General features: G+C 51.3%; 20 protein-coding genes. 8 read left to right on the forward strand and 12 right to left on the reverse strand.

Annotated elements, in window-relative coordinates; genetic code table 11:
* The 3 genes from VFA09_23685 to VFA09_23695 form a co-directional block, all read right to left on the reverse strand.
* A partial coding sequence (locus VFA09_23685; protein ID HZU70292.1) for an alkaline phosphatase family protein occupies window positions 1-1,164 on the reverse strand: 1,164 nt, incomplete at its 3' end.
* A 48-nt stretch (window positions 1,165-1,212) separates the two neighbouring features.
* Window positions 1,213-2,562, reverse strand: a complete 1,350-nt coding sequence (locus VFA09_23690; GenBank protein ID HZU70293.1) for an alkaline phosphatase family protein — start codon at window positions 2,560-2,562, stop codon at window positions 1,213-1,215.
* 42 nt (window positions 2,563-2,604) lie between these two features.
* Window positions 2,605-3,978, reverse strand: a complete 1,374-nt coding sequence (locus VFA09_23695; GenBank protein ID HZU70294.1) for an alkaline phosphatase family protein — start codon at window positions 3,976-3,978, stop codon at window positions 2,605-2,607.
* Between the two features lie 351 nt (window positions 3,979-4,329).
* Between VFA09_23695 and VFA09_23700 the strand changes: the two genes are divergently transcribed.
* Entirely contained in the window at window positions 4,330-4,494 is a 165-nt protein-coding gene (locus VFA09_23700) for a hypothetical protein (GenBank protein HZU70295.1), read from the forward strand.
* 64 nt (window positions 4,495-4,558) lie between these two features.
* Here VFA09_23700 and VFA09_23705 read toward each other — a convergent pair whose 3' ends face one another.
* The 7 genes from VFA09_23705 to VFA09_23735 all read right to left on the reverse strand — a co-directional run bounded on the left by VFA09_23705 (window position 4,559) and on the right by VFA09_23735 (window position 14,503).
* Window positions 4,559-6,079: a redoxin domain-containing protein gene (locus tag VFA09_23705; GenBank protein HZU70296.1), complete on the reverse strand. Its 1,521-nt coding sequence runs from the start codon at window positions 6,077-6,079 to the stop codon at window positions 4,559-4,561.
* 216 nt (window positions 6,080-6,295) lie between these two features.
* Complete coding sequence (locus VFA09_23710) at window positions 6,296-6,742, reverse strand: hypothetical protein (protein ID HZU70297.1); 447 nt, start codon at window positions 6,740-6,742, stop codon at window positions 6,296-6,298.
* A 946-nt stretch (window positions 6,743-7,688) separates the two neighbouring features.
* A complete protein-coding gene (locus tag VFA09_23715) occupies window positions 7,689-9,044 on the reverse strand; it encodes an alkaline phosphatase family protein (protein ID HZU70298.1) in 1,356 nt (451 codons plus the stop codon).
* 75 nt (window positions 9,045-9,119) lie between these two features.
* Entirely contained in the window at window positions 9,120-10,469 is a 1,350-nt protein-coding gene (locus tag VFA09_23720; protein ID HZU70299.1) for an alkaline phosphatase family protein, read from the reverse strand.
* A 255-nt stretch (window positions 10,470-10,724) separates the two neighbouring features.
* Window positions 10,725-12,245, reverse strand: a complete 1,521-nt coding sequence (locus VFA09_23725; GenBank protein ID HZU70300.1) for a redoxin domain-containing protein — start codon at window positions 12,243-12,245, stop codon at window positions 10,725-10,727.
* A gap of 125 nt (window positions 12,246-12,370) precedes the next feature.
* Entirely contained in the window at window positions 12,371-12,808 is a 438-nt protein-coding gene (locus VFA09_23730) for a hypothetical protein (GenBank protein HZU70301.1), read from the reverse strand.
* Between the two features lie 879 nt (window positions 12,809-13,687).
* Window positions 13,688-14,503, reverse strand: coding sequence for a class I SAM-dependent methyltransferase (locus tag VFA09_23735; GenBank protein ID HZU70302.1), 816 nt, complete (start codon window positions 14,501-14,503; stop codon window positions 13,688-13,690).
* Window positions 14,504-14,765: 262 nt separating this feature from the next.
* On the opposite strand from VFA09_23735, the gene VFA09_23740 reads away from it, so the two are divergent.
* From VFA09_23740 to VFA09_23765, 6 genes are all read left to right on the forward strand, one after another.
* Window positions 14,766-16,214, forward strand: coding sequence for an amino acid permease (locus tag VFA09_23740; GenBank protein HZU70303.1), 1,449 nt, complete (start codon window positions 14,766-14,768; stop codon window positions 16,212-16,214).
* A 143-nt stretch (window positions 16,215-16,357) separates the two neighbouring features.
* On the forward strand, window positions 16,358-17,248 hold the full coding sequence (locus VFA09_23745; GenBank protein HZU70304.1) for a glycosyltransferase family 9 protein: 891 nt from the start codon (window positions 16,358-16,360) through the stop codon (window positions 17,246-17,248).
* A 455-nt stretch (window positions 17,249-17,703) separates the two neighbouring features.
* Window positions 17,704-19,284, forward strand: coding sequence for a methionine--tRNA ligase (metG, locus tag VFA09_23750; protein HZU70305.1), 1,581 nt, complete (start codon window positions 17,704-17,706; stop codon window positions 19,282-19,284).
* A gap of 34 nt (window positions 19,285-19,318) precedes the next feature.
* Window positions 19,319-20,536: an ATP-binding cassette domain-containing protein gene (locus tag VFA09_23755; protein ID HZU70306.1), complete on the forward strand. Its 1,218-nt coding sequence runs from the start codon at window positions 19,319-19,321 to the stop codon at window positions 20,534-20,536.
* Window positions 20,537-20,540: 4 nt separating this feature from the next.
* Window positions 20,541-21,386, forward strand: coding sequence for an ABC-2 family transporter protein (locus VFA09_23760; GenBank protein ID HZU70307.1), 846 nt, complete (start codon window positions 20,541-20,543; stop codon window positions 21,384-21,386).
* Between the two features lie 3 nt (window positions 21,387-21,389).
* Window positions 21,390-22,196, forward strand: a complete 807-nt coding sequence (locus VFA09_23765; GenBank protein ID HZU70308.1) for an ABC-2 family transporter protein — start codon at window positions 21,390-21,392, stop codon at window positions 22,194-22,196.
* 48 nt (window positions 22,197-22,244) lie between these two features.
* Here VFA09_23765 and VFA09_23770 read toward each other — a convergent pair whose 3' ends face one another.
* The gene (locus VFA09_23770; protein HZU70309.1) at window positions 22,245-22,835 is read right to left on the reverse strand and encodes a Uma2 family endonuclease; all 591 of its coding nucleotides are present in this window, start codon (window positions 22,833-22,835) and stop codon (window positions 22,245-22,247) included.
* A gap of 85 nt (window positions 22,836-22,920) precedes the next feature.
* Window positions 22,921-24,921, reverse strand: a complete 2,001-nt coding sequence (locus tag VFA09_23775) for a S9 family peptidase (GenBank protein HZU70310.1) — start codon at window positions 24,919-24,921, stop codon at window positions 22,921-22,923.
* Window positions 24,922-25,062: 141 nt separating this feature from the next.
* Here VFA09_23775 and VFA09_23780 point away from each other — a divergent pair, with 141 nt between their 5' ends.
* Window positions 25,063-26,256, forward strand: a complete 1,194-nt coding sequence (locus VFA09_23780; protein HZU70311.1) for an XdhC family protein — start codon at window positions 25,063-25,065, stop codon at window positions 26,254-26,256.
* Window positions 26,257-26,409: the final 153 nt, after the last annotated feature.

Below are 26,409 nucleotides of genomic sequence, written 5' to 3' on the forward strand. Positions count from 1 at the left end.
GGGGAAGCTGTACTGGGTGTGATCGACATAATGGGGTTTGGCATAGGGCGAGATGATGATCAGCGGCGCCCGGAAAGCATATTCGATCTTCGCGTTGGGACCCTTTGGAGGAACGACATGATCGTAGAAGCCGCCGAAGTCATCCCACGTCAGGAAGATAGCGGTGCTGTTCCATACGGCTTTATTTTGCATAACGGCATTGATCTGCGAGACGGTAAAGTTTTCACCTATGCAGATACTAACGGGTGGATGATCGCTTACATTTCCGGGCTGCACCAGCCAGCTGACGGTAGGCAATGTTCCGGCTGCGGCATCCTTTACGAACTGCTTATAATCGGAGAAATGCTGTTTCCATTGTTGTGTCTCGCGGATATCCTGAATAGCATCATAGGCATTCCACTCGAATCCATCGGTATTTACTGCGGGCGAGTAGGTTTTCCAGGAGAGGTTCTGGGCGCTGAGCAGGTCTCCCAGTGTTTGGAAATCGCTGAAGCAAGGAAAGACATGCGTTACTTTGCCATCTGGAGCTCGCTCCTCAACGGTAGTGCCTTGCGAATCGTCGCACCCCCATTTGTTGATATCTCCCACGCCGTAAGGATTATCATCAACATTATCATTGCTAGCTGCTATGGAGAAGAGATGGTTCGGGAAACTCGGTCCCTGGATCGGATAAAAGAAGTGGTCGGGCAAGGCGAAGGTCTGAGCATACTGCCAATAGTTGGGGATATCCGATTGGTAGAATTGCGAATCGGCCACATCCATTTTCTTCCCATTGATATTCTGAATTGCTCCGAGAATTTTGGAGAAGCCATCCATCTTACCGTGATCATAGGCCGTCAGATAGGAAGCATGTTCATGATCGATATCGAATACAAGTTGATCGGGTTGATGATTTAAGGGATGGATTTTGCCTTTGGGATCTTTGTAGGTTGTCGCCCCATCAGCTCCTTGGAAAGTACCGAACATACTGTCGAAGGTGCGATTCTCCTTGACTATGATCACAATATGTTTGATAGGATTGGATGCCAGAGGAGCGGCATCTGCGTTATGAGGAGTTGCCTGTGGGACAATACCTATCAATAGAAGCAGGATGGTGAAAAGGCTCCCGAGATAAGCCTTTCTTGATATCCTGAACCGTTCTGAAAGTGAGAACTGCTGGTTCATGCTCTGTCTCTCCATTTCAATAAATTCTCTCATGCTTTCTATGCTGTGCTATGACCAATCTATGTTCGATGGGCCGCTTTGCGTATATGAGGGACAGGTACGTTGTTGCAGGATCAATGGCGGCAAGGGCTGCTGTTTGAAGTTGAACGAGTTGAACATATCGCTGGCACCCTGATCAAGTCCTCCCAGAGATGGCAAACCCAGAATCTTCTCCGCGAATTTGAGCATCGAGGGGAAGCTATAGAACGTGTTGTCGACATAATGGGGTTTGGCATAGGGCGAGATGATGATCAGCGGAGCGCGAAAGCCATATTCAATCTTCTGATTGGGGCCGTTGGAGGGCTTGACGTGATCGTAGAAGCCGCCGAAGTCGTCCCAGGTCAGGAAGATGGCCGTGCTGTTCCATAACGATTGATTCTGCATGATGGCATTGATCTGCTGCACCGTCCAGTTCTCACCTGCGCAGACGCTCTCAGGTGGATGGTCGCTTACGCCGCTTGGCTGAACCAGCCAGCTCACTGTCGGAAGGTTGCCGGAGGCTGCATCTTTGACAAAATTCGTATAATCGGAGAAGTGCTGTTTCCATTGATTCGTATTGCGGATGCCTTGAATGGCATCGTAGGCATTCCATTCGTACCCATCCTTATTGAAGCTGGGCGAGTAAGATTTCCAGGAGATATTTTGCGCGCTCAAGAGGTCGCCCAGGGTCTGAAACGTAAAGCATGGGAAGACGTTCTCTACCTTGCCATTTGAGTGTCGCTCTTCAACGGTTGTTCCTTTTGGATCGTCGCAGCCCCAGGTATTGATGTATTTCAGGTTAGAAATTTGGGGATTCTCATCGACATCATTATCGGTGGCGGCAATGGAGAAGAGATGGTTGGGGAAACTCTCCGAGCGTATCGTGTAGAAGAACTCATCGGGCAGAGCGAAGGTTTGTGCGTATTGCCAGTAATTGGGGATATCTGCCTGGTAGAACTGCGAATCGGCCACATCCATCTTCTTGCCGTTGATAATCTGAATTGCTCCGGCAATTTTGGAAAAGCCATCCATTTTTCCATGGTCGTAGGCCGTGAGAAACGCCGGATAATTATGAGCCAGGTCAAAGGTCAGATGATCAGGCTGGTGATTCAGAGGATGTATCTTCCCTTTCTTATCCTTATAGGTCGTAGCCCCGTCGGCGCCTGGAAAGGTGCCGAACATGCTATCAAAACTGCGATTCTCCTTCACCATAATCACGATGTGCTTAATAGGATTGGATGCCTGAGGAGCTGCTTTTGCCGCAGAAGCTGCTACCAGGGGTCGCATACCCACAAGCACAAGCAGAATTACAAAAGCGTTCCAGAGATAGACTTGTTTTGATGCCAGGTATCCCTTGAATCGAGAAACTTGTGGATTCATTGTTTGTCTCTCCAATTCTCTCTTTGGACATGTTTTACGTGTTCATGACCAATCACTTACCTGTGGAGTTGCGCCAGATAATAATTTGGGGCAAGTGCGAGTTTGCAAGATAAGCGGTGGCAAAGGATTCTGGGAGAAATCAAAAGCATTGATCAAATTGTTGACTTGCTTATCCAATCCCCCCAGAGAGGGTAAGCCCAGAACTGTTTCCGCGAACTTCAGCATGGAAGGGAAAGTATACTGGGTGTTATCGATGTAGTGCGGCTTCGCATAAGGAGAGATTACGATCAAGGGCGCGCGAAAGCCGTACTCAAGATATTTGTTTGGACCAACCGGTGGCACAACATGATCATAGAAGCCACCAAAGTCATCCCAGGTCAGGAAGATTGCAGTACTGTTCCACAACGACTTGTTACTCATGATGGCGTTGATCTGCTGTACCGTCCAGTTCTCACCAGCACAGACGCTTGTCCCTGGATGATCGCTTACATTCTCAGGTTGAACTAACCAGCTGACTGTAGGCAAGGAGCCTGATGCGGCATCCTTTACAAATTGATCGTAATTAGCAAAATGAATATTCCATTGTGATGTCTCACGAATATCCTTAATTGCGTCATATGCATTCCATTGATAGCCATTTTGCTTTTGTGGAGGTGAGTAAGTCTTCCAGGAAATATTTTGGGCCGTCAGGAGATCACCCAGTGATTTAAAAGTAAAACATGGAAAGACATTTGATTTTTTGCCATTTGAGTGAATCTCTAATGCCGTTGTCTTCTTTGGAGCATCACATCCCCATGTATAGGGACTGATTCCCTGACCATGGAAGTTAGGAATTCCTGAAACATCATCATCGGTTCCGGCAATAGAGAAAAGATGGTTGGGGAAGCTATCCGATTGGATGGTATAAAAAAATTCATCCGGCAAAGCAAATGTTTGCGCATATTGCCAATAGTTGGGAATATCTGTTTGGTAGAACTGCGAATCGGCTTCATCAGTTTGTTTCCCGTGGACATTTTGAATAGCCCCAGGGATTTTCGAGAAGCCATCCATTTTGCCATGGTCATAGCCAAGGAGGAAGGAGTAATGGTCGTGACCTATATCCAAAATAAGTTGATCAGGTTGATGGTTCAGGGGATGGATTTTGCCGTGAGGATCCTTGTAAGTAGTAGCGCCGTCAGCGCCAGGAAAGGTGCCGAACATACTATCGAAGGTACGGTTCTCTTTGACCATAAAGACAATGTGTTTGATGGGATAAGTTGTTTTGGGAGCAGCATCAGCTATAGTTCGCGGGATCAAGATTGGACTAAAGCTAAGTACAAACGACAGAATTGTGATAGCGAATCCGACCCGCACAATTTTTGAGGTTCTCAGCCTGTCCCAAAGGAAATCATAATGATACTTCAGTTGCCGGTTCATACTGCAACCTTTCCCCAAATAGAAGTTTCTGAGGCAAAAACAAGGTGACCTGGCATTTTGCAAAATGCCAGGCGCGACCTACACATAAATTACTTGCATGTTTTTCCGCATTTCGGGAGGCATACGTTCTTATGCGGGCAACAGGTTTTCATTGCGCAAAAAGAGCCACTGGGACAATCGGAGTCCGATTTACACGTCTTCTCTTTGTTGTTGCAGATATTGACGATGCAGCCGCAGGTACCCGAACCTTTGCTGTTCAGAAAGCAGAAACAGTTTTTATTGTGTCCACAAGGGGAGAAAGTGCCGCCGCAGGTTGCAGGATTGTGACAGGCGCCTGATTTTGCAGCGGAAGTGGACTTTGCCAGTGCCTGTCCAGGTATCCAGGAGGCCAGCGCCACTCCTGCCAGCGAACCGGCAACACGCCCCAACGCCTGGCGCCGGGAAAGTTTATCATCTGCCATTGTCCTGGTAATCTCATCGAACCAGTTAGCCATTGTCAACTCCTTATCGATCTAAAGCAGAACGAAAGCCACTACCTGAATTTGCCATTACAGGTAGTGGTTTTCGTTACTGATTACTTCTATACTGTTGCCGGTTTGGGATTCCCTTTGGCGTATTTACGGGCGGTGCTGTTTGCCAGCTCGAAGATTTCTTCGGCACCGGTTGCCGGTTTAGTCATGAGCGTGCCATTTTCGTCGATGAGTACTGCCATTGGAGTGCCCGATGCTCCAAAGAGAGGAGCGATTGCGAAATCGTCGTCGATCACAACGGTAGATCGCAATCCTTGCTTCCTATTCTCAGTAGGAGTGCCGTTTGAAACGATGAGCAGTTTTGGCGCACCCTTTGGCGGTCTCGCTTCCCATGCTTTCAACCGTGGCAGCATCTCCTGGCAATAGCCGCAGCTGGTACTCCAGAAGATCATGAGCGTGGGACTACCCAGGAGGTCGGAAAGCTGGACCATATTTCCGTTCAGGTCCGGTAGCGTTACATTGGGAGCCGGTAAATCAACTGCTGCATATATAGTTTCGTTCGGCTGGCCCAGGACGTTCAGGGTCGGTAGATTTTTTGGCCTTTCTTCGAGGATGTTCCTGGTCTCGGACATGATCAGGTCACGAATCTCATCCTCTCCAATGGCTACGGAACTATGTATCGAGCCATCACTACGAATTATTACCGCGGAGGGAGTAGCATTTACCAGGTAAGCGTCAGCGACCTCGCGGTTTTCCTGCAGCAGTACAGGAGCGACACCGTATTCGGCAGTCTTGGCACGATTATGTTCGGGACTGCCCTGGCTGATGACTGCGAACGTCATTCTATCGCTGTAATCGCGTATCCATTGGCCAAGTTCCGGCATCATCGCCTCGCAAGGACCGCAGGTGGGGCTTGTAAATACAAGCATAACCCCTTCTCCGCGGCTAAGCAGCGATTGGAGCGTAACAATCTCGCCGTTCAGGTCGGGAAGTGCAAAATCTGGGGCATCCTCTCCCTCAGGTAGGCCTACCCAATCAGGGGTATCAGACACGGTCTTTCCTGATTCCACTGCCTCTAAGCGCATGGTCAATTTGCCAATCTGGCGCAGCATTTCCATCAGGAGCCAGCTTTCGGCGGCAAGCAGCGCAAGTACGATGATGCCAAAAATCAATCCTATGCCTTCAGCGGGATTCAGTTTTCCGATCCAGGCCACCATGCTGAGTTCCTGGGTAGTCAGTCCAAACCCTACGATGAGGGCCGCGATCACTGCCAGGACGAGGTTGCGGATAAGCGTACTCCTGCCTATAGCTGAGGAATAGAACACACCAAAACAGTGGCAGTCCGGTTTGCGCCCAAGCGTCAGATTGTAGGTTATCCCGGCAACAAAGAGCAGCAGCAAAACCAGTGCTCCCAGTGCTCCCCACCAGGCTGAAGCAGTAGGAATGAGGGCTACTGTCACAGCGATTTCAGCAAACGGTAGAATAGTTCCGAGCGGGGCGGCAAGGAAATCTGGCAAGCTAAAATCCCGCATAGCCTGTCGCGACCCTTTGAGGTCGAGAAGTTTACCAACTCCGGCCACGAGGAACACTACAGCGAGTACCAGGCGTGCTAGAAGGAGCACAATACTCATAACAAAACCTCCAGATTATGGCGATGAACTTCCCAGAAGCTAACCAACTAGATAGCAACAAATCGACGGGATGCACAAACGGACCCGTCAAATACAACCAGGGGAGATTATTCGACTTACCAGACAAGCTAAATATGGTTCTTACAAGCTATGCGGGGGTGCCATCCGGCACCCCCGCACCAAGAACGTTAGCGGTTCTCGTGCTAGAACATAGAACTAGCGAGCTGCAGTTGAGCCATGCCCGCTGCCAAGCTGGCAGTTCTTGTTCTTTTTCTTACAAGCCGGTACACAGACGCCCTGGGAGCTGGAGCAGTTACAGCCCGTCGATACGATACAAACGCTGCCCTTGGGACACTTCTGCGAGCTGGAGCAGGTTGGTACCTGCGAGCAGTAGGAATTACATCCACAAACAGCTTTGCCACCCAACTCGGTGAAGCAGTAGCAGTTGGTGTTGGGGTTGCCCTGACAGTTGGTGAAGCGGGACGGGTTGCTGCAGGTGCCACCGCCTCCGGCGCAGGAGTTCTTCTTGGCCAGAGCCAGACCGGGGAGCGCAGAAGCGGCTGCTACACCGGCGACGGTGCCGCCAACGCGGCGGAGGGCTGTACGGCGGCTGATTTTGTCATCGGCCAGGGTTTTGGTTACAGTTTCGAACCAGTTTGCCATCGTCATCTCCTTATGGATTGGATTGTGTTGGAGGCATACGTGCTGTCCTTCAGCACCTTGTCCCGCAATGTACGGAACTTGCCTCATCAATACAAAAACAACAGATCACTCGTGACCCCTAGAAACAGGAACTTGTAACAGGCAGATGAAGAGAATTGTCTCTCTTCCATATGAAAGGAATAAGGCAGCATCCCTGCCATTCAGAAATAGCTTCGTCTGCTACCAGTTTTCCCTCAGTAACCTTAAGCTCCTTGAATATTAGAGGGCATGGGTCGCACTACAGGGACGACAGAACACAAACGAATAGAACTCAGGACTGCCCGCACAAAATAAGCTCATCCGTATGAAATGATACGAATCGCATTGACCAGATTCCCTGGAAAAGTATCGGGCAATTTTCGTTCCACCTTTATACAAACAGCCCATAGAATGGCTGTTGTATACAAATGGTATGATTCACAGAGATTCGTGTGTAACACCAGACAATCGTATTTGGGAACCCCAGGCACCAGATGAATGACGTTCCGTTCCCCCCAAACGTACGTATCAGCACGAACCAACTGTTTACCAGCCGCGTGACAAGCAACGCACTGAATTTTTCAGGTCATCAGTTTCTTCTATTGAGAAATTGTAGCATGTACAAGTGATTTTTGTCAAGCCTTTACAGGGTCTTAATATCAGTGAATCGCCATATGAAAGTACAATTGAGTCAGATTTCTTGTACCATCTGTATCAAATTGTTTCAAATCGTGTTATACAAGTTTTCTCTTAATGCCATACAAATCCTCATGAGAAGCCATATCAAATTTGAGCCTGGAAATAAGCCTGGTTTGCATTAGCAGACGAGCAAGAGAGCGTACGTAATCTTACCTAATTGCTTTTCTGGACCAGGGCACGCATACTGAGTTTGATGTCCAAAAGAGCTTTTCTTTCTAAGTAAGGATGCCTAAGCTGGATCGTAAAAGGCGTCCGTAGGCGGATTGAAAGACGATTTCGGACACGTTCTTTGCTGCAGCACAAGTGGCGGCAATGGTTGCTGTTGAAAATTGAAGACATGTATCAGGTTGTTGGCGTTCATATCCAGCCCACCTAATGAGGGAAGGTCCAGTATTGACTCGGTAAATTTCAGTATCGATGGGAAGGAGTAGAAGGTGTGGTCAATATAGTGTGGCTTCGTATATGGCGAAATGACCAGCAGCGGAGCGCGAAGGCCATATTCGATCTTGGGGTTAGGTCCTTTCGAGGGCTTGATGTGATCATAGAAGCCGCCAAAATCATCCCAGGTCAGGAAGATGGCTGTACTATTCCATAACGCTGTATTCTGCATCACCGCGTTGATCTGTTGCACCGTCCAGTTTTCTCCAGCGCAAATGCTCTCAGGTGGATGATCGCTTACATTGCCCGGCTGCACCAACCAGCTTACTGTTGGCAGCGTTCCAGCCGCGGCATCCTTGACGAACTGCGTGTAGTCGGCGGTATGCAACTTCCATTGAGATGTCTCGCGAATATCCTGAATCGCGTCGTATGTGTTCCATTCATAGCCATTCTGGTCCTGGCCGGGGGAGTAGACCTTCCAGGAGAGTCCATGAGCGTTCAGGAGGTCGCCAAGCGTCTGAAACGTAAAACATGGGAAGGCATAGGTGACTTTACCGTTGGGGTGGCGCTCTTCAACGGTGGTGCCTTTCGGATCATCGCATCCCCATCTGTCTATGTATTTGCCGAGACCCTGGGGGTTTAGATCCACATCATCGTTTGTGGCAGCGATGGAGAAGAGATGATTCGGGAAACTATCGGCGTCAACCGTGTAGAAAAAGTGATCGGGAAGAGCAAAAGTTTGAGCGTATTGCCAGTAATTGGGAATGTCCGACTGGTAGAACTGGGAGTCCGAAACATCGATAGACTTTCCCCCAATCTGCTGTACCGCGCCCGGAATCTTTGAGAAGCCATCCATTTTGCCGTGATCGTATCCAATCAGAAAGGCCAGGCGGCTGTGGGCAATATCGAAAGCAAGAGTATCGGGTTGATGATTTAAAGGGTGTATCTTGCCTTTCGGGTCCTTGTACGTCGTGGCTCCATCGGCGCCGGGGAAGGTGCCAAACATACTATCGAAGGTGCGGTTCTCTTTGACCATAATCACGATATGCTTGATTGGATAAGAAGCAGCGTGTGCTATCTCTGTCGATTGTGGACTCAACGGAGCATAAAAGATCAGGAGCAGCAGGAAGAGCGCGAAGAGACAGCCGGGGCAAATATAGCGGGTGAAGTAACTTGTTGATCGGCAATGCCGGTGTTTTCCACTCATACTCTGCTCTCCATGGCATAAGATATATCTGGGCGAGCTCCGCCCAGATGTTAACAGGTGTTAAAAAGAACAGAATCACGATATATCGGTAATTGGATTCATCGGCCTGCCTGCCGGTGGAGGCGGACACTTGCGCTGCTTTAAGACGAGCGGCGGTAAAGCCTGCTGGCTAAAGTTGAATACATTGATCAGGTTATGGGCCTGCTTATCCATCTCACCAAGAGAAGGCAGGTCCAAAACTGTTTCCACGAACTTGAGCATCGACGCAAAATTGTACTGGGTAGAGTCAATGTAGTGGGGCCTGGCATAGGGAGAGATGACAATGAGGGGAGCGCGGAATCCAAACTCAATTTGAGGGTTAGGACCAACGGGTGGCACTACATGATCATAGAGTCCGCCAAAATCATCCCAGGTGAGGAAGATAGCGGTTGTATTCCACAGCGTTTTGTTTTGCATAATAGCATTGATCTGTTGCACCGTCCAGTTCTCGCCGGCGCACATGCTCTCCCCCGGGTGGTCGCTCACACTGGTGGGCTGCACGAGCCAGCTTACGGTAGGTAAGGTTCCGGCTGTGGCATCCTTGACGAACTGGCTGTAATCGGCATTATGCTGTTTCCACTGGTTACTATCGCGGATATCTTGAATCGAGTCGAAGGCATCCCATTCGTATCCAGTCTGGTTGAAGCCGGGCGCGTAGGATTTCCAGGAAATGCCTCGCGCTGTTAAGAGATCTCCAAGCGTAGGAAAGGTGAAGCAGGGAAATACATGTGATACTTTGCCGTTGGAATGAAGCTCTTCTACTGTCGTACCTTTGCTTGAATCACATCCCCAGTTATTGACATATTTCCCTTTCAATATGGGATTGGCATCAACGTCATCGTCGGTTGCGGCGATTGAGAAGAGGTGGCCGGGGAAGCTGGGTCCCTGAATGGTGTAGAAGAAGTGGTCAGGCAGCGCAAAGGTCTGCGCGTATTGCCAGTAATTGGGAATATCCGATTGGTAGAATTGAGCATCGGCAACGTCGAGTTTAAGCACTCCGTAAATCTCAATTGCACCTGGGAGGAGGGAGAAGCCATCCATCTTGCCATGGTCGTAAGCGGTAAGAAATGCCGCGTGGTCATGGGCGACATCGAAAAACAGCATATCAGGTTCATGATTGAGGGGATGAACCTTGCCATTTGGGTCTTTATAGGTTGTGGCTCCATCGGCTCCAGGGAAGGTGCCAAACAGATTGTCGAAGGTGTGGTTCTCTTTGACCATAATCACGATATGCTGAATAGGATACGAATGGGAAGTAACGGCTGCCACTACCTGAGGCTTTGGTACCCGGTCAAAGCAAACCAGCAACAGCAGAAGTCCAAGAGTACCGGCAATACGAATGATGGTGGCTATAGTCAAACGTTGCCAGGCTGAGAACTGCTTCATACTACACCTTCGATCTAGTGACACTCCGCTCAGGCTAAAGCCCTTTACTGTCAATGACGTTTGACAGGTATTCTATCAGCAAGCGGGAGCCAATGGGGCGGAGGGGCCAGATTATGCTCTTTGACCAAATATTTCGGCCATCCAACGGGGCCGATCAATCGGCCCCTACGGCACAGCTGTGGGGCTTGATTGACCGCATTTTTGCCGGGTTATTTTGTCAAAGGTCCATAATCTAGCCTCGCATTGATTAGCCTGCTAGACTGCTGCCGGTTTAGGTTTAGCCTTGCTACGAATGGGTTTTTTAGCCAGGGCCAGAACCTCGTTTGCTCCAACGGCCGGTTCGGAGATAACATAACCATTTTCATCAAGCAGTACTGCGATTGGAGTGCCATTTACCCCAAACATGCGCTGTGCGTAATGGCTATCATCAAGCATGATTGGAGCGCGGATACCCTGCGCCCTGTTTTCTTTTGGATTGCCACTGGAAATGACCAGCAACTGTGGCGCATCCTTTGGTGGCTTTGCTTCCCAGGCTTTCAGATCCCGCAACATGGCCTGACAGTAGCCGCAGCTTGTACTCCAGAAGAGAACCAGGGTCGGCTTCCCCAGGAAATCACCCAGATTGATCAGGTTTCCATCAAGGTCCGGCATGGTGATATCGGGAGCAAGTTCGCCAACTTTCGGAGGCTCAGGTGCGGAGGTATTGGGTATAGTAGGATGCAATATGGGCAACTGTCCAGGTCTGGATGGGAGGATGACGGTCGCCTCTTCAACAAGTTCACGAATCTCGTCTTCACCCTCGGCAAGAGGACTGCTAATCCCTCCATCCGCTTTAACAATGACTCCTGTGGGGGTGCCTCGTATCAGGTAAGCCTGGGCCACCTCGGCGTCCTTCTGCAAAAGCACGGGATGAATGTCGTAATTTCCAATCTTGGCACGGTTGTCCTCGGCACTACCCTGGCTGATGACCGCAAAAGTGAGCCGGTCTGTGTGTTTACTTTGCCACTCCGCGAGATCTGGCAGCATAGCAGAGCAGGGCCCGCAAGTTGGAGAGATGAATACGAGCAGGACCGGTTTACCACGAGCGCAGAGGCTTTCAAGCGAGACAAGGTTCCCATCCAGGTCGGGGAGTTCAAATGTTGGAGCATCAGAGTCCACCTCTAATCCTGGTTTCTCGCTTGACATTTCAGGAACCTGCTCCAGACGTGTCTCTAACGCGTCTAGCCGTCCCAGTATGCGTCCAATCGAGCGCACTGCCTCAACGAGTACCCAACCCTCTGCCAGCAGCAAGATAGCGAAGATGATCGCAACCACCAGCTCGATGTCTTGCGCAATAGACAGAGCACCAATCCATGCTACCATGCCTGGTCCGGCATCCACTCGTCCGAGCGCAATAACGATACCGGCTACGACAGCAAGAATCACATTGCGGATCAGTGTCGCGCTGCTAATAGTAGAGGAGTAGAATACGCCAAAGCAGTGACAATCTGGCCTGCGACCGGAAGTGAGATTATAGCCGATGCCTGCGACAAACAGTAGTAGCAAGATTGCCGCGCCAATAGCTCCCCACCAGGCCGAGGCTGAAACTACAAGCGCTACTGCTACAGCAAGCTCCGCAAATGGCAGCAGGACTCCGAGTGGGGCCGCGAGAAGATTGGGCAAACCGAAGTCTCGCATGGCCTGCTGCGAACCTTTGAGATCGAAGAGCTTGCCAACACCAGCCACGATGAACACCACAACAAGCACCAGACGTGCCAGCAGGAGTAGGACACTCATAATACGAAGCCTCCCAACTGAAATAATGAAAAAAACTTGAAGTGATAACTGTAGAAGGTGCAGGGGCGATATAGCACGCCCCCACACCCAAGAACTTAGCTCAGTGAGCTACATTCCGTGGGGAATTAGCGATGAGCGCTGGTCGTGCCATGGCCGCTACCGAGCTGGCAGTTCTTGTTCTTGCCCTTACACTTCACGGTGCATACGTTGGGTGAAGGTGAGGCGCAGCAGGTGTTGATTGCGCAGAAGCTCCCCTTTGGGCAATCATGGTTGGAGCTACAGGCCTGCAACTGCGAACAGAACTGGGAGCATCCGCAGAACGCTTTGTTACTGGCGTTGGTAAAGCAGAAGCAGTTGGTGTTGGAGTTGTTGGCACAGTTCACATATGTGCCGCATACACCACCACCTCCGGGACAGGCCTTGCTTTTGGCCAGGGCTATGCCGGGAATGCCCGCGGCCACCGCTATGCCAGCTACACCGGCAGTAATGCGGCGGATCGCAGTACGGCGCCCGATCTTCTCATCTGCCACAGTCCTTGACAGATCTTCAAACCAGTTTGCCATCATCATCTCCTTTTTGACGCAAGACCAGAATGCCTCGCGTCTGATGTTCCGCCTATGGCGGAAATCAACTCAACAATACAAATGGGACAATGATCAACTGGTGGCCTCTATTCACAGGAACAGATAGCAGGCTCTTACTCCAGGTAGATATAGAGGTATGCTTCGCAGCTTATCTGCTTGTAGACAGTAGCAGCTCTGTTACCTCTAACCTCCAAACGAGCCTTAGCTCCTGGTATACTAGAGGACATGGGCCACACTACAAGGATTATCAAACGCAAACGAGTAGAATTTACAAACCGCTCGCAAAGTAACTCTGGTTACACGGGAGAGTGCAAACCAAGCTGGTAAACCAGTTGATTAGGGAATCAGGAGCGCGTTTGTTTTCTACTGTTTATACAAACAAGCCATAAACATAGCTGTTGTACGAGCAACGGGTGAAATTAATAAATTTTGATGGGAATTCGCCAGCATCTGATGAATTAACGTTCCGTCCCTCCCTGACGTACGCTTCATTGTCGTATTTCAACGTGCCTTCATTGAAAAAGTGTAGCACATACTCTTCTTTTTTGTCAAGGATTCTTCATAGCCACAATCTCATAAAGTAGTAATAATGGGAATAAAATAGAGGCAATTTTTGTTCTACAAGCCTATTAATTCATTGCACCCTAAACTCGCCAGATTCGATATGGAGGAAGATGAGAAGCCGTTCCATTAAACGAAGATGGTAATAAGGATATATTCGACTAACAAACGAACAGGCAGGCAAATTGTTTCCTTTAGGTAATTATACCTAAATATAACCGCTGTTTATTTTACGATCATCATCGCCTCTCCCTTTGATCGCTTTTGGCAAAGAGTAAGACGCTCAATAGTTTGCTATTAGATCGGCTTTGTGGCTTTTAGCGAGAACATCAGCGGCAACAGCTTCCGCTTTTGTGGATCTTTGAAGCGCCAGAATTTATTCTCGTCCTCTTCCATTTCTGGGAAAGGATCCCAGGCGCAAAACGGGTGTTCGTGTAGAAAATCAATGCGCAAGCCAGCTGCGAGCAGCGAGCTGAAAATCTCGCTAAAGGAATGATTCCATCCATAGGTCGTATGATGCTCCATCTCTGCTTCTTTCTCGGCATAGGTGCCTTGCGATTCATCTTTTATGGGTTCTGACGAAAAATAAGGGTACCCAACTTTCAGCTCCGGTCCCTTTTCGTCAATAGTCCACATAAAAGGATGCCCTTCGGCTATATAGAAAAATCCTCCCGGTTTGAGGTAGTCGGCGATAAGTTGTCCCCAGGCTTGCAGATCAGGGAGCCAACCGATAGCCCCGTAGGAAGTAAAGACGATATCGAATTGGGCAGCGGGAGGAAAGTTGCTGCGTAAATCGTAAATATTGGAGCAGATAAAATTTGCGCCTATTCCGACATCCCTGCTGATGGCCTTTGCCAGCTGAATGGCCTGGTCGGAAAAATCGACGCCTGTTACCGTTGCTCCCAATCTTGCCCATGATAGCGTATCGAGTCCAAAGTGGCATTGCAGGTGCAGCAGCGATTTGCCCGCTACGTCCCCAACTTCAGTCAGCTCGAGTGGTTTGAGCTTCGATTTACCTGCCTTAAATGCTGCCAGTTCGTATGCATCTCCCCGGACATGTATCTGAGCAGCTTCGTTCCACCATTCCAGGTTGGACTGCATATATTCGTTCATGTTCAAATCTCCTGTTCTGTTTTTCTTTATATAGAATATCATAACAATTTGCTCCTGGTACTCAGCGCTCGTCATCTGAGGATTTCACTGGAACTGATATCAGTTGCGACACGTGTAAACAACATGGCAAAAATCCTTGTATAATGCAACCAGGTAGATTCTTTTTGTCTTCTCCTCGTTTGTTCGCTGATCCTTTTGTAAGGTGGGTTTGTAGGCAGCGTTCCTTAGTAACTGGCGCGTAGAACAAGAACAGGAGTTATACATGGCAACGACACAAAAGAACTCATTGTGGCGAGTCAAACCGGTTGATCTTATTCTGAAACAAAGTGACGAGCATGAGCATGGACTCAAGCGGGTATTGGGTTCTTTCAGTATCACGCTGCTGGGTATTGGCGCTATTGTCGGTACCGGTATTTTCGTATTAACCGGTGTTGCGGCAGCGAAGTATGCCGGGCCGGGACTGATCCTTTCATTTGTCCTGGCAGGCATTGTGAGCGGCCTGGCGGCAATCTGCTATGCTGAATTCGCAAGTACCGTACCCATAGCAGGCAGCGCCTACACCTACTCTTATGCGACGCTCGGTGAGCTGATTGCCTGGATTATTGGCTGGGACCTGATCCTGGAATATGCAGTGGGTGCAGCGGCTGTCAGTATTGGCTGGTCTGGGTACCTGGTTGACCTGCTTAAGGGTGCTTTCGGTGTAACCCTGCCCAGGGCGCTCACTGCATCTCCTTTTTCGGGCGGCATCATCAACCTGCCTGCCTTTCTCATCATTCTCGTTATCACAGGTCTGCTGATTCTGGGTACGTCTGAAAGCACCAAAGTCAATAATACCATCGTGGTCATCAAGCTCGCGGTGATTTTGTTCTTTCTTGTGATAGGCTTTGGCCATATCAATGCAGGAAATTGGAATCCATTCCTGCCTTTCGGCGTTGGGGGTATTTTCCGTGGCGCCAGCATCATCTTCTTCGCCTACATTGGCTTTGACCAGATTTCAACCTCGGCGGAGGAGGCGCGCAATCCTGCTCGCGATTTGCCAATCGGTATCTTCATGAGTCTGTTGATCTGTACCGTTCTCTATATCCTGGTAACAGCGGTACTGACCGGGGTAGTGCGGTACACGCAGTTGAATGTGGCATCGCCTGTATCGCATGCGCTCATCTTGCTCGGTCTGAACGCTGCTGGATCAATCATCTCGGTGGGTGCCCTTTGTGGCTTGACGACGGTCTTGATCGTGCTGCTTTTTGGTCAGAGCCGCATCTTCTTCTCGATGGCGCGCGATGGCCTTCTGCCGCGTTTCTTCTCAATCATTCACCCGCGTTTCCGCACACCATACCTGTCGAGCCTGCTTGTTGGAATCGTCGTGGCGCTGGTTGCTGGTCTTACACCGATTGACGTGGTGGCTGAATTGACCAATATTGGGACATTGGCCGCATTCGTACTGGTTTCCATCGCCGTCCTGATCCTGCGGCGCACGCAGCCCAACCTGCGGCGTGGATTCCGCGTGCCTCTAGTACCCTTGATTCCCATCCTCTCCGTCATTGGTTCGATTGTGCTGATTGTTAGCCTGCCGTGGGTAACGCTTGTGAGATTCGTTGTCTGGCTGGTAATCGGACTGGTCATTTACTTCCTCTATAGCAGGCGCAACAGCCGCTTGCAAGAGGGGGCAGGGAACTATGCAGGAGATAGTATGGTTGAAAAAGGGGCTTAGAGCAGACGCAAGCTTTGTGCTATACTGATCAGCGTAAGAGAAACGTGCCATTTGAGAAGGTTGAGAAGCCGATACCTTTTCAAATGGCATGGTAAAGTGGTGGGAAGAAAGATGAAAGGGGAGATCCAACCATCTTGCGCATTGTGATTTTTCGTATAGCCTACATCGGTGACACGATGATTGCTTTTCCTCTGCTGCGCGCGTTGCGCGCGAAATATCGCAACGATCATATCACGTATATAGGCAATCCGATTACATTACCGCTCGCTGACGCCTGGGGACTTGCTGATGAGGCCATGGCACAGGATGGGAACCTATCGATTGAACTGTACTCGAATGAGGGCCTTTCCGCTCCTCACTGGTTGCGTGTATTTCAACAGACCGATCTGGCCATTTCCCTGATGCGCAATAAGACTGACGAACTGGTACAGAATTTGCGCAGGGCCGGTGCCAGAGAAGTCATCGCTGCTGATGAATTTCAGGCGGGCTCCTCCTCCAAACATGTGTTGCAGAAGCTAGCCGAATCAATTGGCATAAACAATCTCGATGCTAGCAATGTTCCCCCTTTTCGCTTGAAAGAGAATGATTTCAATCCTGCCAGGCGCCCGATCACGATTCATCCAGGCCGGGGCAAAGAGGATGCGAGATGCTGGAAAGCCGCCTCCTATGCCACGTTGATAACGCGACTTGTACGCGATGGGCAGTCTGTGATTGTGCTGGCCGGACCAGTTGATCAGGATCAACTCAAAGAAGTGCTGAAGCGCCTTCCATCTTCGCTGCCATCAGGCATGGTATCGGTTATGAAGAACGTGCCGCTTCTGGAGGTGGCGAAAGTGATGGAAAAGAGCAAATGCTATATAGGAACCGACTGCGGAATGACGCATATGGCGGCATTGACCGGGGTGCCTGTCGTCGCGCTTTTCGGCCCGGTCTACCCTTTGCCCCCTTTAGGGCCACGGGTGGAGTTGATAAAGGAGCGGCTGGAGCGTTTATCTGTGGATAGAGTGCTTGCAAGCATACAGAAATACATGTGAATCAGCAGGTGCATTTCGATACTCTGGTAAACGCCATGCGCCTCCGTCGCACCTTCATCGATGAAAATCGCCTGGGGATTTTCAGAAGAATCCCCAGGCGATAATGCCTTGACAAGTAACAAAGTTACAGGTATATTCGTGAGTACAGAATAGCTTCTGCGGAAATGCCGTGATGGGTGAAATTACCACACGCATTTCTCATCGCGAAAACAATAGAAAAAGGATTATTGGAGCAGATGGAACATCATTCGACGACCTTCATTTTTGCAATGCCTATGTGCATGGTTTATGGGATGCTTACCGTATCCCACGGGTCGTCGCTGTCCTCTGCGAGCATAGACATAGTGCTTACTTGACCGTAACAAAGTTCTTCAGGCGAAGGGGTGCAGGCGACAGACCTGCGCCCCTTTCTTTTTTGTATCAAAATCCATTTATCGAAGGAAGAGAGGTATCAAATGACCAATTCTGAAGAGGCATCCCAGGAAGATGCAGGAGACGGCAAACGCTACTTTATCACGACCGCCATTGATTATCCGAACGCTCCGCCGCATATCGGGCATTCGCTGGAGAAGGTGGCAGCTGATGTCCTTGCCCGCTATCATCGCCTGCAAGGACACGACACATTTTTCAGCATGGGGCTTGACGAGAATAGCCAGCATGTGGTGAAAGCATCCGAGGCTAACCATGTTGATATTCGCGCGTGGATCGAGCGTATGAATCAAGCTTTCCGCCTGGCATGGGCGAAGCTCGATGTATCCTACGATGCCTGGATGCGCACAACAGACGAGCAGCATTTTCGGGCCTCGCAGGAACTGTTTCGCCGCGCGCAGGAACGAGGAGACATCTATAAGTCCATCTATTCCGGCTGGTACTGCCCGAACTGCAACAACTTTTATACTGACGAGGAACTGGTGAATGGCCGGTGCCCTGACCATCCATCAATCGTGCCTGAATGGTTAGAGGAGGAGAATTACTTTTTCGCGCTCTCCAGATACAGTGACCGCTTGCTGGAGCATATTCAGACGCATCCAGAATTCATTGTACCGCCTGTGCGGCAGGCCGAGGTGCTAGGCATGATCCGGCAAGGGCTGCGCGATTTTTCTGTCTCGCGCGTAGTGAATCCGGCTCGGCAGCCCTGGGGCGTGCCGGTTCCAGGCGATCCTGGCCATGTCCTCTACGTCTGGTTCGATGCCTTAACCAATTACATTACCGTGGCCGGTTTTCCAGACGATAAAACGAGATTTAGGCATTACTGGCCTGCCGATGCGCATGTCATCGGCAAGGATATCACGCGCTTCCACTGCCTGTACTGGCCCGCCATGTTGATGTCAGCAGGTCTGGCACTGCCGCGACAGGTAGCAGTGCATGGTTTCATTACCCTGGAGGGGCAGCGCATCTCAAAGACGACCGGTAACATAGTCGAGCCGGTGGAACTTGTGGATGAGTTCGGGGTCGATGCAGTGCGTTACTACCTGCTGCGCAACCTGTCTTTCGCGTCCGATGGCGATTTCTCGCGCGCCGGGTTGATACGTCATTATAATGACGAGCTTGCTAATGACCTGGGCAACCTCTTGAACCGCGTCGTGACGATGACGCAGCGTTATCGGGATGGAGTCATTCCCGCGCCAGGACCGGCAGGGGTCCTTGAGGAAGACTTGCAACGTGTGGCGACGGAGACACGCATTGGAGCAGAAACGGCGTTGGAAGCATGGGAAATAGGAAATGCCCTGGGTATCATCTGGAGCCTGGTGAGGCGCGCCAATCAATACATCGAGCAAAGCGAGCCGTGGAAACTGGCTCGCCAGCCTGATAAACAGCAGCAACTTGATAATGTGCTGTATTCGGCGACAGAGGCGTTGCGCCTGCTGGCGATCTACCTGGCTCCCTTTATTCCCTCGGCATCTAACCGTATCCTGAGCCAGCTGGGATTGCTGCCTGTGAGGGGGTCAGCATGGATTCAGGAGGGAATCTGGGGAAGTCGTGCTTTGTCGCATGTAGCGCCGGGATCACAATTATTCCCACGGATTGAGGGATAGGGGCGTTATCACATCACTGTAAAGGAGGAAACAGATGCCCATCATCGAGGTTGAGGGATTAGCAAAAACGTTCAGAACGCGCCAGCGTGAAGCTGGTTTGGCAAGCAGCTTGCGGTCGTTTGTCGCGCCTAAATATCGCGAGCGTGAGGCCGTGAAGCCCACCAGTTTCTCGCTTGAGCAAGGAGAGGTGCTTGCCTTTATCGGGCCGAACGGTGCAGGCAAATCTACCACCATTAAAATGCTGACGGGCATCCTGTATCCTTCCGCGGGCAAGGCTCACGTCCTGGGCATGATACCCTGGCAACAGAGGCGCAAACTGGCATTTCATATAGCCAGTGTATATGGGCAGAAATCTCAATTGTGGTATCATCTGCCGCCGCAGGATACTTTCAACCTGCTTGCGCGCATTTATGAACTGGATATGGAGGAGTATCGAAAGCGCCGCGACTTCCTGGTCGATGTGTTCGATATCGCAGAATACATGCAGACTCCGGCGCGCAAGCTGAGCCTGGGAGAGCGGATGCGTTGCGAGCTGGCGGCGGCTCTGCTGCACAGGCCCTCGGTCGTCTTCTTAGACGAGCCGACTATCGGGTTGGATGTCATCGCCAAACAGCGCATCCGCGACCTGATCGGTCATTTGAATACACAGGAGGGTGTCACCATTTTTCTGACTTCGCATGACGCGGGGGATATCGAGCAGGTCTGCCGGCGCGCGATTGTCATCAATCACGGGGAGATCATCCTCGACGCGCCCGTTGCCAGGCTGAAACGTGACTACCTGAAGGTGAAAACGGTCGATCTGCTGCTGGAGGAGCCTGCCGCAACATTGTTAAAAATTGACGAGCGCAGTGGCAGGCAGCGCTTGAGCATACAACTGCCAGGATCAATCCATGAGGAGATACAGGATACAGTGAGTATCCAGGTATTGAAGGCGAAGGAGCATGGTCTGAAGCTGGCAATCGATACGTCGCGCAGTCCGCTTGAACCGGTGATTGCCGCGATCATGCAGCATTGCCATATCCTCGACATGACCATCTCCGACCCACCGATGGAGGAGATCATCGCGACCATTTACGGGCAGAAAGATGGGGAGACGCCATTCATGACCCCGCCATCTAATGCTGAAATAGAGCTTCTTCAAACCAACGAATCAGAATCACGAGAAAATGGCAGTACAGAATACATGGTATCAACGGATACAAAGCCCGAAATTGAGCCGGAGTCCTTGATACCATTCGCGGAAGGAGATTAAGGATATGGGTGCATTGATACGTGTTCAAAAGCGCACTCCTGGCCAGAGGCTTGTACTCGTGCTGAGAAAGTACCTGGCTGTGATGCGCGTGAGCATTGCCAGCAACCTGGCCTATATGATGGAAGTCTTCTTTCGCGGGTTGTTCCTCGTTGTGCTGATCTTCGTGCTGGGACAGTTATGGAAAACGACGTATTCGGCGCGGGGAGCAACGCTGCTGAGCGGGTTCAGCATCAGCGATATGATCTGGTACCTGGCAGCTGCCGAGATGATCGCGACTTCCATGCCGGCATTGACGCGCCGTATCGACCAGGAGGTACGTTCGGGGCAACTCGCTTACCTGTTGGTACGGCCATGCAGTTATGTTTTCTATAACTTTGCGCAATACCTGGGCGAGCGGGTGGTACGCTTCATCATCAATGGCATCGTGGCCGCCTCGGTCGCGCTGATCTTCGTGGGGCCGCCGCATCTCACCTGGATGGGAGTAGTTGTCTGGCCGTTCGTCACCTTGCTGGCGATGTGCATCGACTTCGTGGCCTACTTCAGCATCGGATTGCTGGCATTCTGGACTGAAGATACCAATTCGTTCAGTTTCGTGTTCAGTCGCCTGACGTTGGTGCTGGGCGGTGTGCTGGCGCCATTAGAGATTTTTCCACAGCCGCTGCGCAGCATTGCCCAGGCGCTGCCTTTCAGCGCCATCCTGTACGGCCCTGCCCGCACGCTGGTGCATTTTGAGTTCTATCCGTTCCTGGGATTACTAGAACAGCAATTGATCACCCTGGCGGTAGGCGGCGCGATTCTGTTTGCCATCTACTCGGTCGCAATTCGACGAGTGAGTATCAATGGAGGCTAGAAAATGATGGCCATTGTCAAAATCGGTACGCGAACGCTGAGTTTTATGAAGGCGTACTTCGTCGCCAACCTGCAGGCGGCAATGGAGTATCGCGCGGCTTTCTGGACGCAGATTCTCACGATGGTAGCTAATGATAGTCTGTGGCTCTTTTTCTGGTGGACCTACTTCCGCCAGTTCCCACTGGTGCATGGCTGGCAGAACACAGATATCGTCATACTCTGGGCCGTCTCTGCCTGCGCTTTCGGCATTGCGATGTGCGTCTTTGGCAACGCTCCCAAACTGGCTGCTCTGATTATGAACGGCGGGCTGGATGCATACCTGGGCATGCCTCGCAATGTGCTGCTGCACGTCTGCATTTCGGCGACAGATCCATCGGCCTGGGGCGATGTCATTTTTAGTGTGGGAGCCTTTGTCCTGTTCCTGCATCCCGACGTATTGCATTTCGGGCTATTCGTATTGCTGGCCGTACAAAGCGCCCTGATCTTCGTGGCCTTTCTTGTGATTCTCGGCTCGATGGCGTTCTTTGTCGGCAATACAGAGGGTATGACGCAGCAAGTTTTTGGGGCGCTGATCACATTCAGCACCTACCCTATGAACATCTTTACGGGAGTCGTGCGCCTGCTGCTCTTCACCATCGTTCCGGCGGGCTTCATCTCGTTTGTGCCTCTTCAGTTGCTGCACCAGTTCACCTGGCCGCTGTTGGGAGCGATGGCCGGATTTACCGCCTTGTTTGTAAGTGTGGCGATGATCGTGTTCCGGTTAGGGCTGCGCAGGTATGAGAGCGGGAATCTGTTAGGGATGCAGAATTGATAGGCATTAGAGGCAAAATATGAGCGGGACAAAAATGCCGCTCATATTTTATTTGAAAAGGCGCGCAAGAGGACAGGTAAAGCCTGGCACTACATCCAATCCGTCCAGGGAGTCATTGATATTCAGTATCGCTGTAGGAGTATCGCTGCCCTGCTGCCATACCTCAGCCTCTTTTGCCTGGGGCCAGATGATCCAGACCAGTCTTACTCCTGCGCTAAGCCACATTCTTGCTCGCTCGATCATCTCCGGTCGATACTGGCTGGGGGATACCACCTCTACTATCAGGTCTGGTGCCAGGCGCGGGAATGAAAGGCTCTCAGGCGTGTTTGGACGAGGAATACGGGCGGCAGCTACAAAAGCCAGGTCAGGGCTACGAACGGTATCGGGCTCACCTCGCTGGCTCAGGAGATAGCCTGCCTGTGAAAGTGTGCATTCTCCGAGGTTATGCTCCTCGACATAAGGTAAGAGACGAGCAGCCAGGCGCGCTGCAACTACATCATGGTTGTAGCCAGCCAGAGGCATCCTGACCAGTCTCCCTTCTGCCAATTCGTAGTGCCAACCGTCTTCCCTGGGCAGGCGGATAAACTCCTCTGCTGTCATGAGCGTACCAGGCTGTATTGTAATCGTGTAATAGGCCATCAGGATACCTCAATCTGCCTGTGAAGAAGCCTCACTTACGTTTATCCTAGTATAGCAGCGTGTAGATGATCTGGCAATAGCCCTGTTACAAATATTTCTCCAGCCATTTTAGTATCCGCTCCTCCTCATCACACCTGTGGTCATACTCAAGGTTGCCGTGGCCCTCACGTGGATAGATGACCAACTCCGTAGGAACGCCCCGTTCCTTCAAGGCGCGGTAGAATGCGTAGGCCTGGTTGACGGGAACAATGTAATCTTCTTCTCCATGGACGATGAGGGTTGGAGTCTGCACGCGAGCAGCAAATGTGATGGCGGAACGGGCTCGATAAGCTTCGGGATGTTCAAGTGGATCAACGCCGATAAAGCGCGTATCCCAATCGAATATGATTGATTGGGCATGGAAACTGTGAAAGTCGGAGATACCGGATGCCATAACCGCCACCGAAAAGCGCGTCGTCTGTGTTATTGCCCATGCTGCCATGAAACCGCCGTAGCTGCCACCGGCAATAGCAACGCGATTGCCATCGACCATACCGCGCTCGACCAGGTAGTCGATGCCACAGAGCAAATCCTGGAGATCCTTGCCGCCCATATCGCCCACGACCGCATCGGCGAAGGCTACCCCACGTCCCCAGCTTCCGCGTATATTGGCGCGCAACACAGCATAACCGGCGGAGGCCAGTTCCTGGGCGCTAAAGTATGTATAGCCAAAATCATCAGTCCAGGCGAATGATGGGCCACCATGCACATCCACAACAAGCGGAGGGAGAGTGTTACCTTTGTGCGAAAGCGGCGGCGTAAAGAGCGCGTCGATGCGCCAGCCATCAATGCTTTCATACTTGATTGCCTGGCTGGGGGCAATGGCGAAGGTTTCCTCGGCAAGAGGGTTTAACTGTGAAAGGCGCTTCCAACGAATGCCGGTTGTTTTTGTTCCCTCTTTGCTAAGAGTGCCGAAATAGATATCGGGTGGATGTTGCTCGTTTGCGTGCGTGGTTACGAAAGATTGCATATCAGGGGTGAGCGAGAGATGGGGCCAGGCAGTGTCCATCACAAAATTTTCGTCGAGCAGCGTTATTGTGCCGGTGGCTTCATCCAACATGCCGATTTGCTGCGTAACTCCTTGCCACGCGGTAAAAAGCAGGCGCTGACCATCGGGAAACCAGCGGCACCAGGCCGGGCTACACTGAATGCCGGGCGTCAGATTACGTGGTTCATGCGCTCCATTTCCAGTCTCAATGACGAAAATGTCTCCGCCCCCCTTGCAAGGGTCGCTCCATTCACCTGAGATGTACGCAAGACGCGAGCCATCGGGCGACCAGCTAAGAGCGCTGGCCTGACGGGTTAAGTGTGTAATCTGCCGGATAGCCCCTCCCCCGGCAGAAACGATGCCAATCTGACCGCGGTACCAATCTGTCGCATCCGGTCCGCTCGAGTAGTAAATAGCGATTTGCTTGCCATCGGGCGACCAGGCGTATTCCCAGATCGTGAGGTTATCGGGGGTGAGGGGTTCGGGAACATCGCCATGCACATGCACCTTCCAGAGCCGCTTATGGCGCCCCGGCATGATGACACGCGGGTCGGTGCCGGGTTCCTTGCCCTCCAGGGAGAGGAAGGAAATATAGTGACCGTCGGGCGACCATTCCAGGTCGCTTACCCCATTTGGCATCGTGCAGATTTGCTCAGGCTCACCTCCCGGGAATGACATGACATGAGGCTGGGCTTTGGACCTTTGTTTCTCCTGGCCCTTTTCATCTGCTTTACCCCCTTCGCCCATCTCTTTGGAGATAAATGCCAGTTGCTTGCCATCGGGCGACCAGCGCGGGCAACTATCATCGTGCTGGCTGCGTGTTATAGGGCGGGGCTCATTACCGGCAATCTCAGCCAACCAGATGCGTCTTCGTTTTTTAGGCTGTTCAGGAATCCATTCTGAAACGACAAAGGCGACATGCCGGCCATCTGGAGAAAGGTTTGCGTCGCTGGCGAGGCGGAGCTTTTCCAACATTCCAGGAGTAATCGGAACTCGTGCGTTTGACTGGCTATTATCAGGAAATACAGCTTCAGGCGTGGTGTTGTGTGTCTCACTCATTACAAAATGCTCCAGACGAAATCATAATTGCTCTTCCGCTGAGTGGGAAAAGATTTATCGGCACGGTGATGTCTGCTATTATACAATAGAGAACAGCGAAGGAACAAATAGTCGGGTTTAAGAAACAGGGAAAATACGAACGTGCGAGAGCTTTTTCAAGAAATCTTCGATATTCTACAGTCCGGCGAAACGGCTGCCATGGCGACTATCGTCAAGCGTAAAGGCTCGGTGCCACGCGAGGTGGGAGCGAAAATGGTTGTGCGGCCTGGGGGCAAAATCAGCGGTACCGTCGGCGGAGGCTGTGGCGAGGCCGAAGTATGGCGCAGCGCGCTCAATGTCATTGACACATTGCGCCCAAATATGGTACAGGTTGATTTGACCGAAGAGATTGCGATGGAAAGTCAGGGTGTCTGCGGGGGCATTTTCGACGTGTTCGTCCAGCCCTGGCATAACAACCCACTTCCTGGCCAGCCGGCAATGCAAGAAATTGCTCGTATCATAAGCGATGCCTTAGAGGGTGAACATGCCATAGTGCTGGCCACCGTCATCGCTGCCGGCGGTTCGTGGCGTGCTTATATTGGCCGGCAGATGTTAGTGTATGAAAATGGCGAAACAAGTGGCAATTTGATAGCGGATGAGGCTCCTGCCGGATTGACGGCCCATCTGGTACAGGCGGCTCAAAATGCTATCGCGACAGGCAAACCCCACATGGAAAATATCGAGACTACCCTTGATGGCGGGCGGCATAAAATGACTCGTCAGGGAACCTGGGCAGAGATTTTTATCGAACCATTCGTCCCGCGTCCGGTGCTGCTGATTGCCGGCGCGGGGCACATAGCGGTGCCGCTTGCTGCGCTTGCGCACCAGGTGAACTTCTCAGTCAGTGTGACTGACGATCGCGCGTCTTTCGTCAATCGCGAGCGTTTTCCCTCGGCCAAACAATTATTGCAGGGCGACATCGAGTCTATTCTGCGCAACTATCCAATCACGCCGCGTACTCATATCGTCCTCGTTACGCGCGCGCATGCTCATGATGTGCAGGGACTGCGCGCCATCATCGATTCGCCCGCCGCCTATATCGGCATGATCGGCAGCCAGCGCCGTGTCTGGGCGGTCTTCAAACTTCTGCACCAGGAAGGCGTGCCTGCCGGGAAACTTGCGCGCGTGCGCGCGCCAATCGGCCTCGACTTAGGTGGTGCCGCGCCCGAAGAAATTGCGCTCAGCATCATGGCTGAAATCATCATGCTGCGTCATGGTGGTTCTGGCCGTGCGATGTCCGAACCTTTGCGCGACCGCTTTATGGAGCGCTTGAGACGTCTGGACGAAGAGGAATGAGGAAAGCATACGAGAAGCCAGACAATTTTTTTCTATTTTGATGGCACATCCTTGCGGATAAAGATAGAGTAATTTAAAAGTATGATATTAGAACTGTTAAAAATACAAAAAATCACCATAAGAATGGAGAAAAATATCAAAGTTAGTCCCAAA

Source organism: Ktedonobacteraceae bacterium (assembly GCA_035653615.1).
GTDB lineage: Bacteria > Chloroflexota > Ktedonobacteria > Ktedonobacterales > Ktedonobacteraceae > DASRBN01.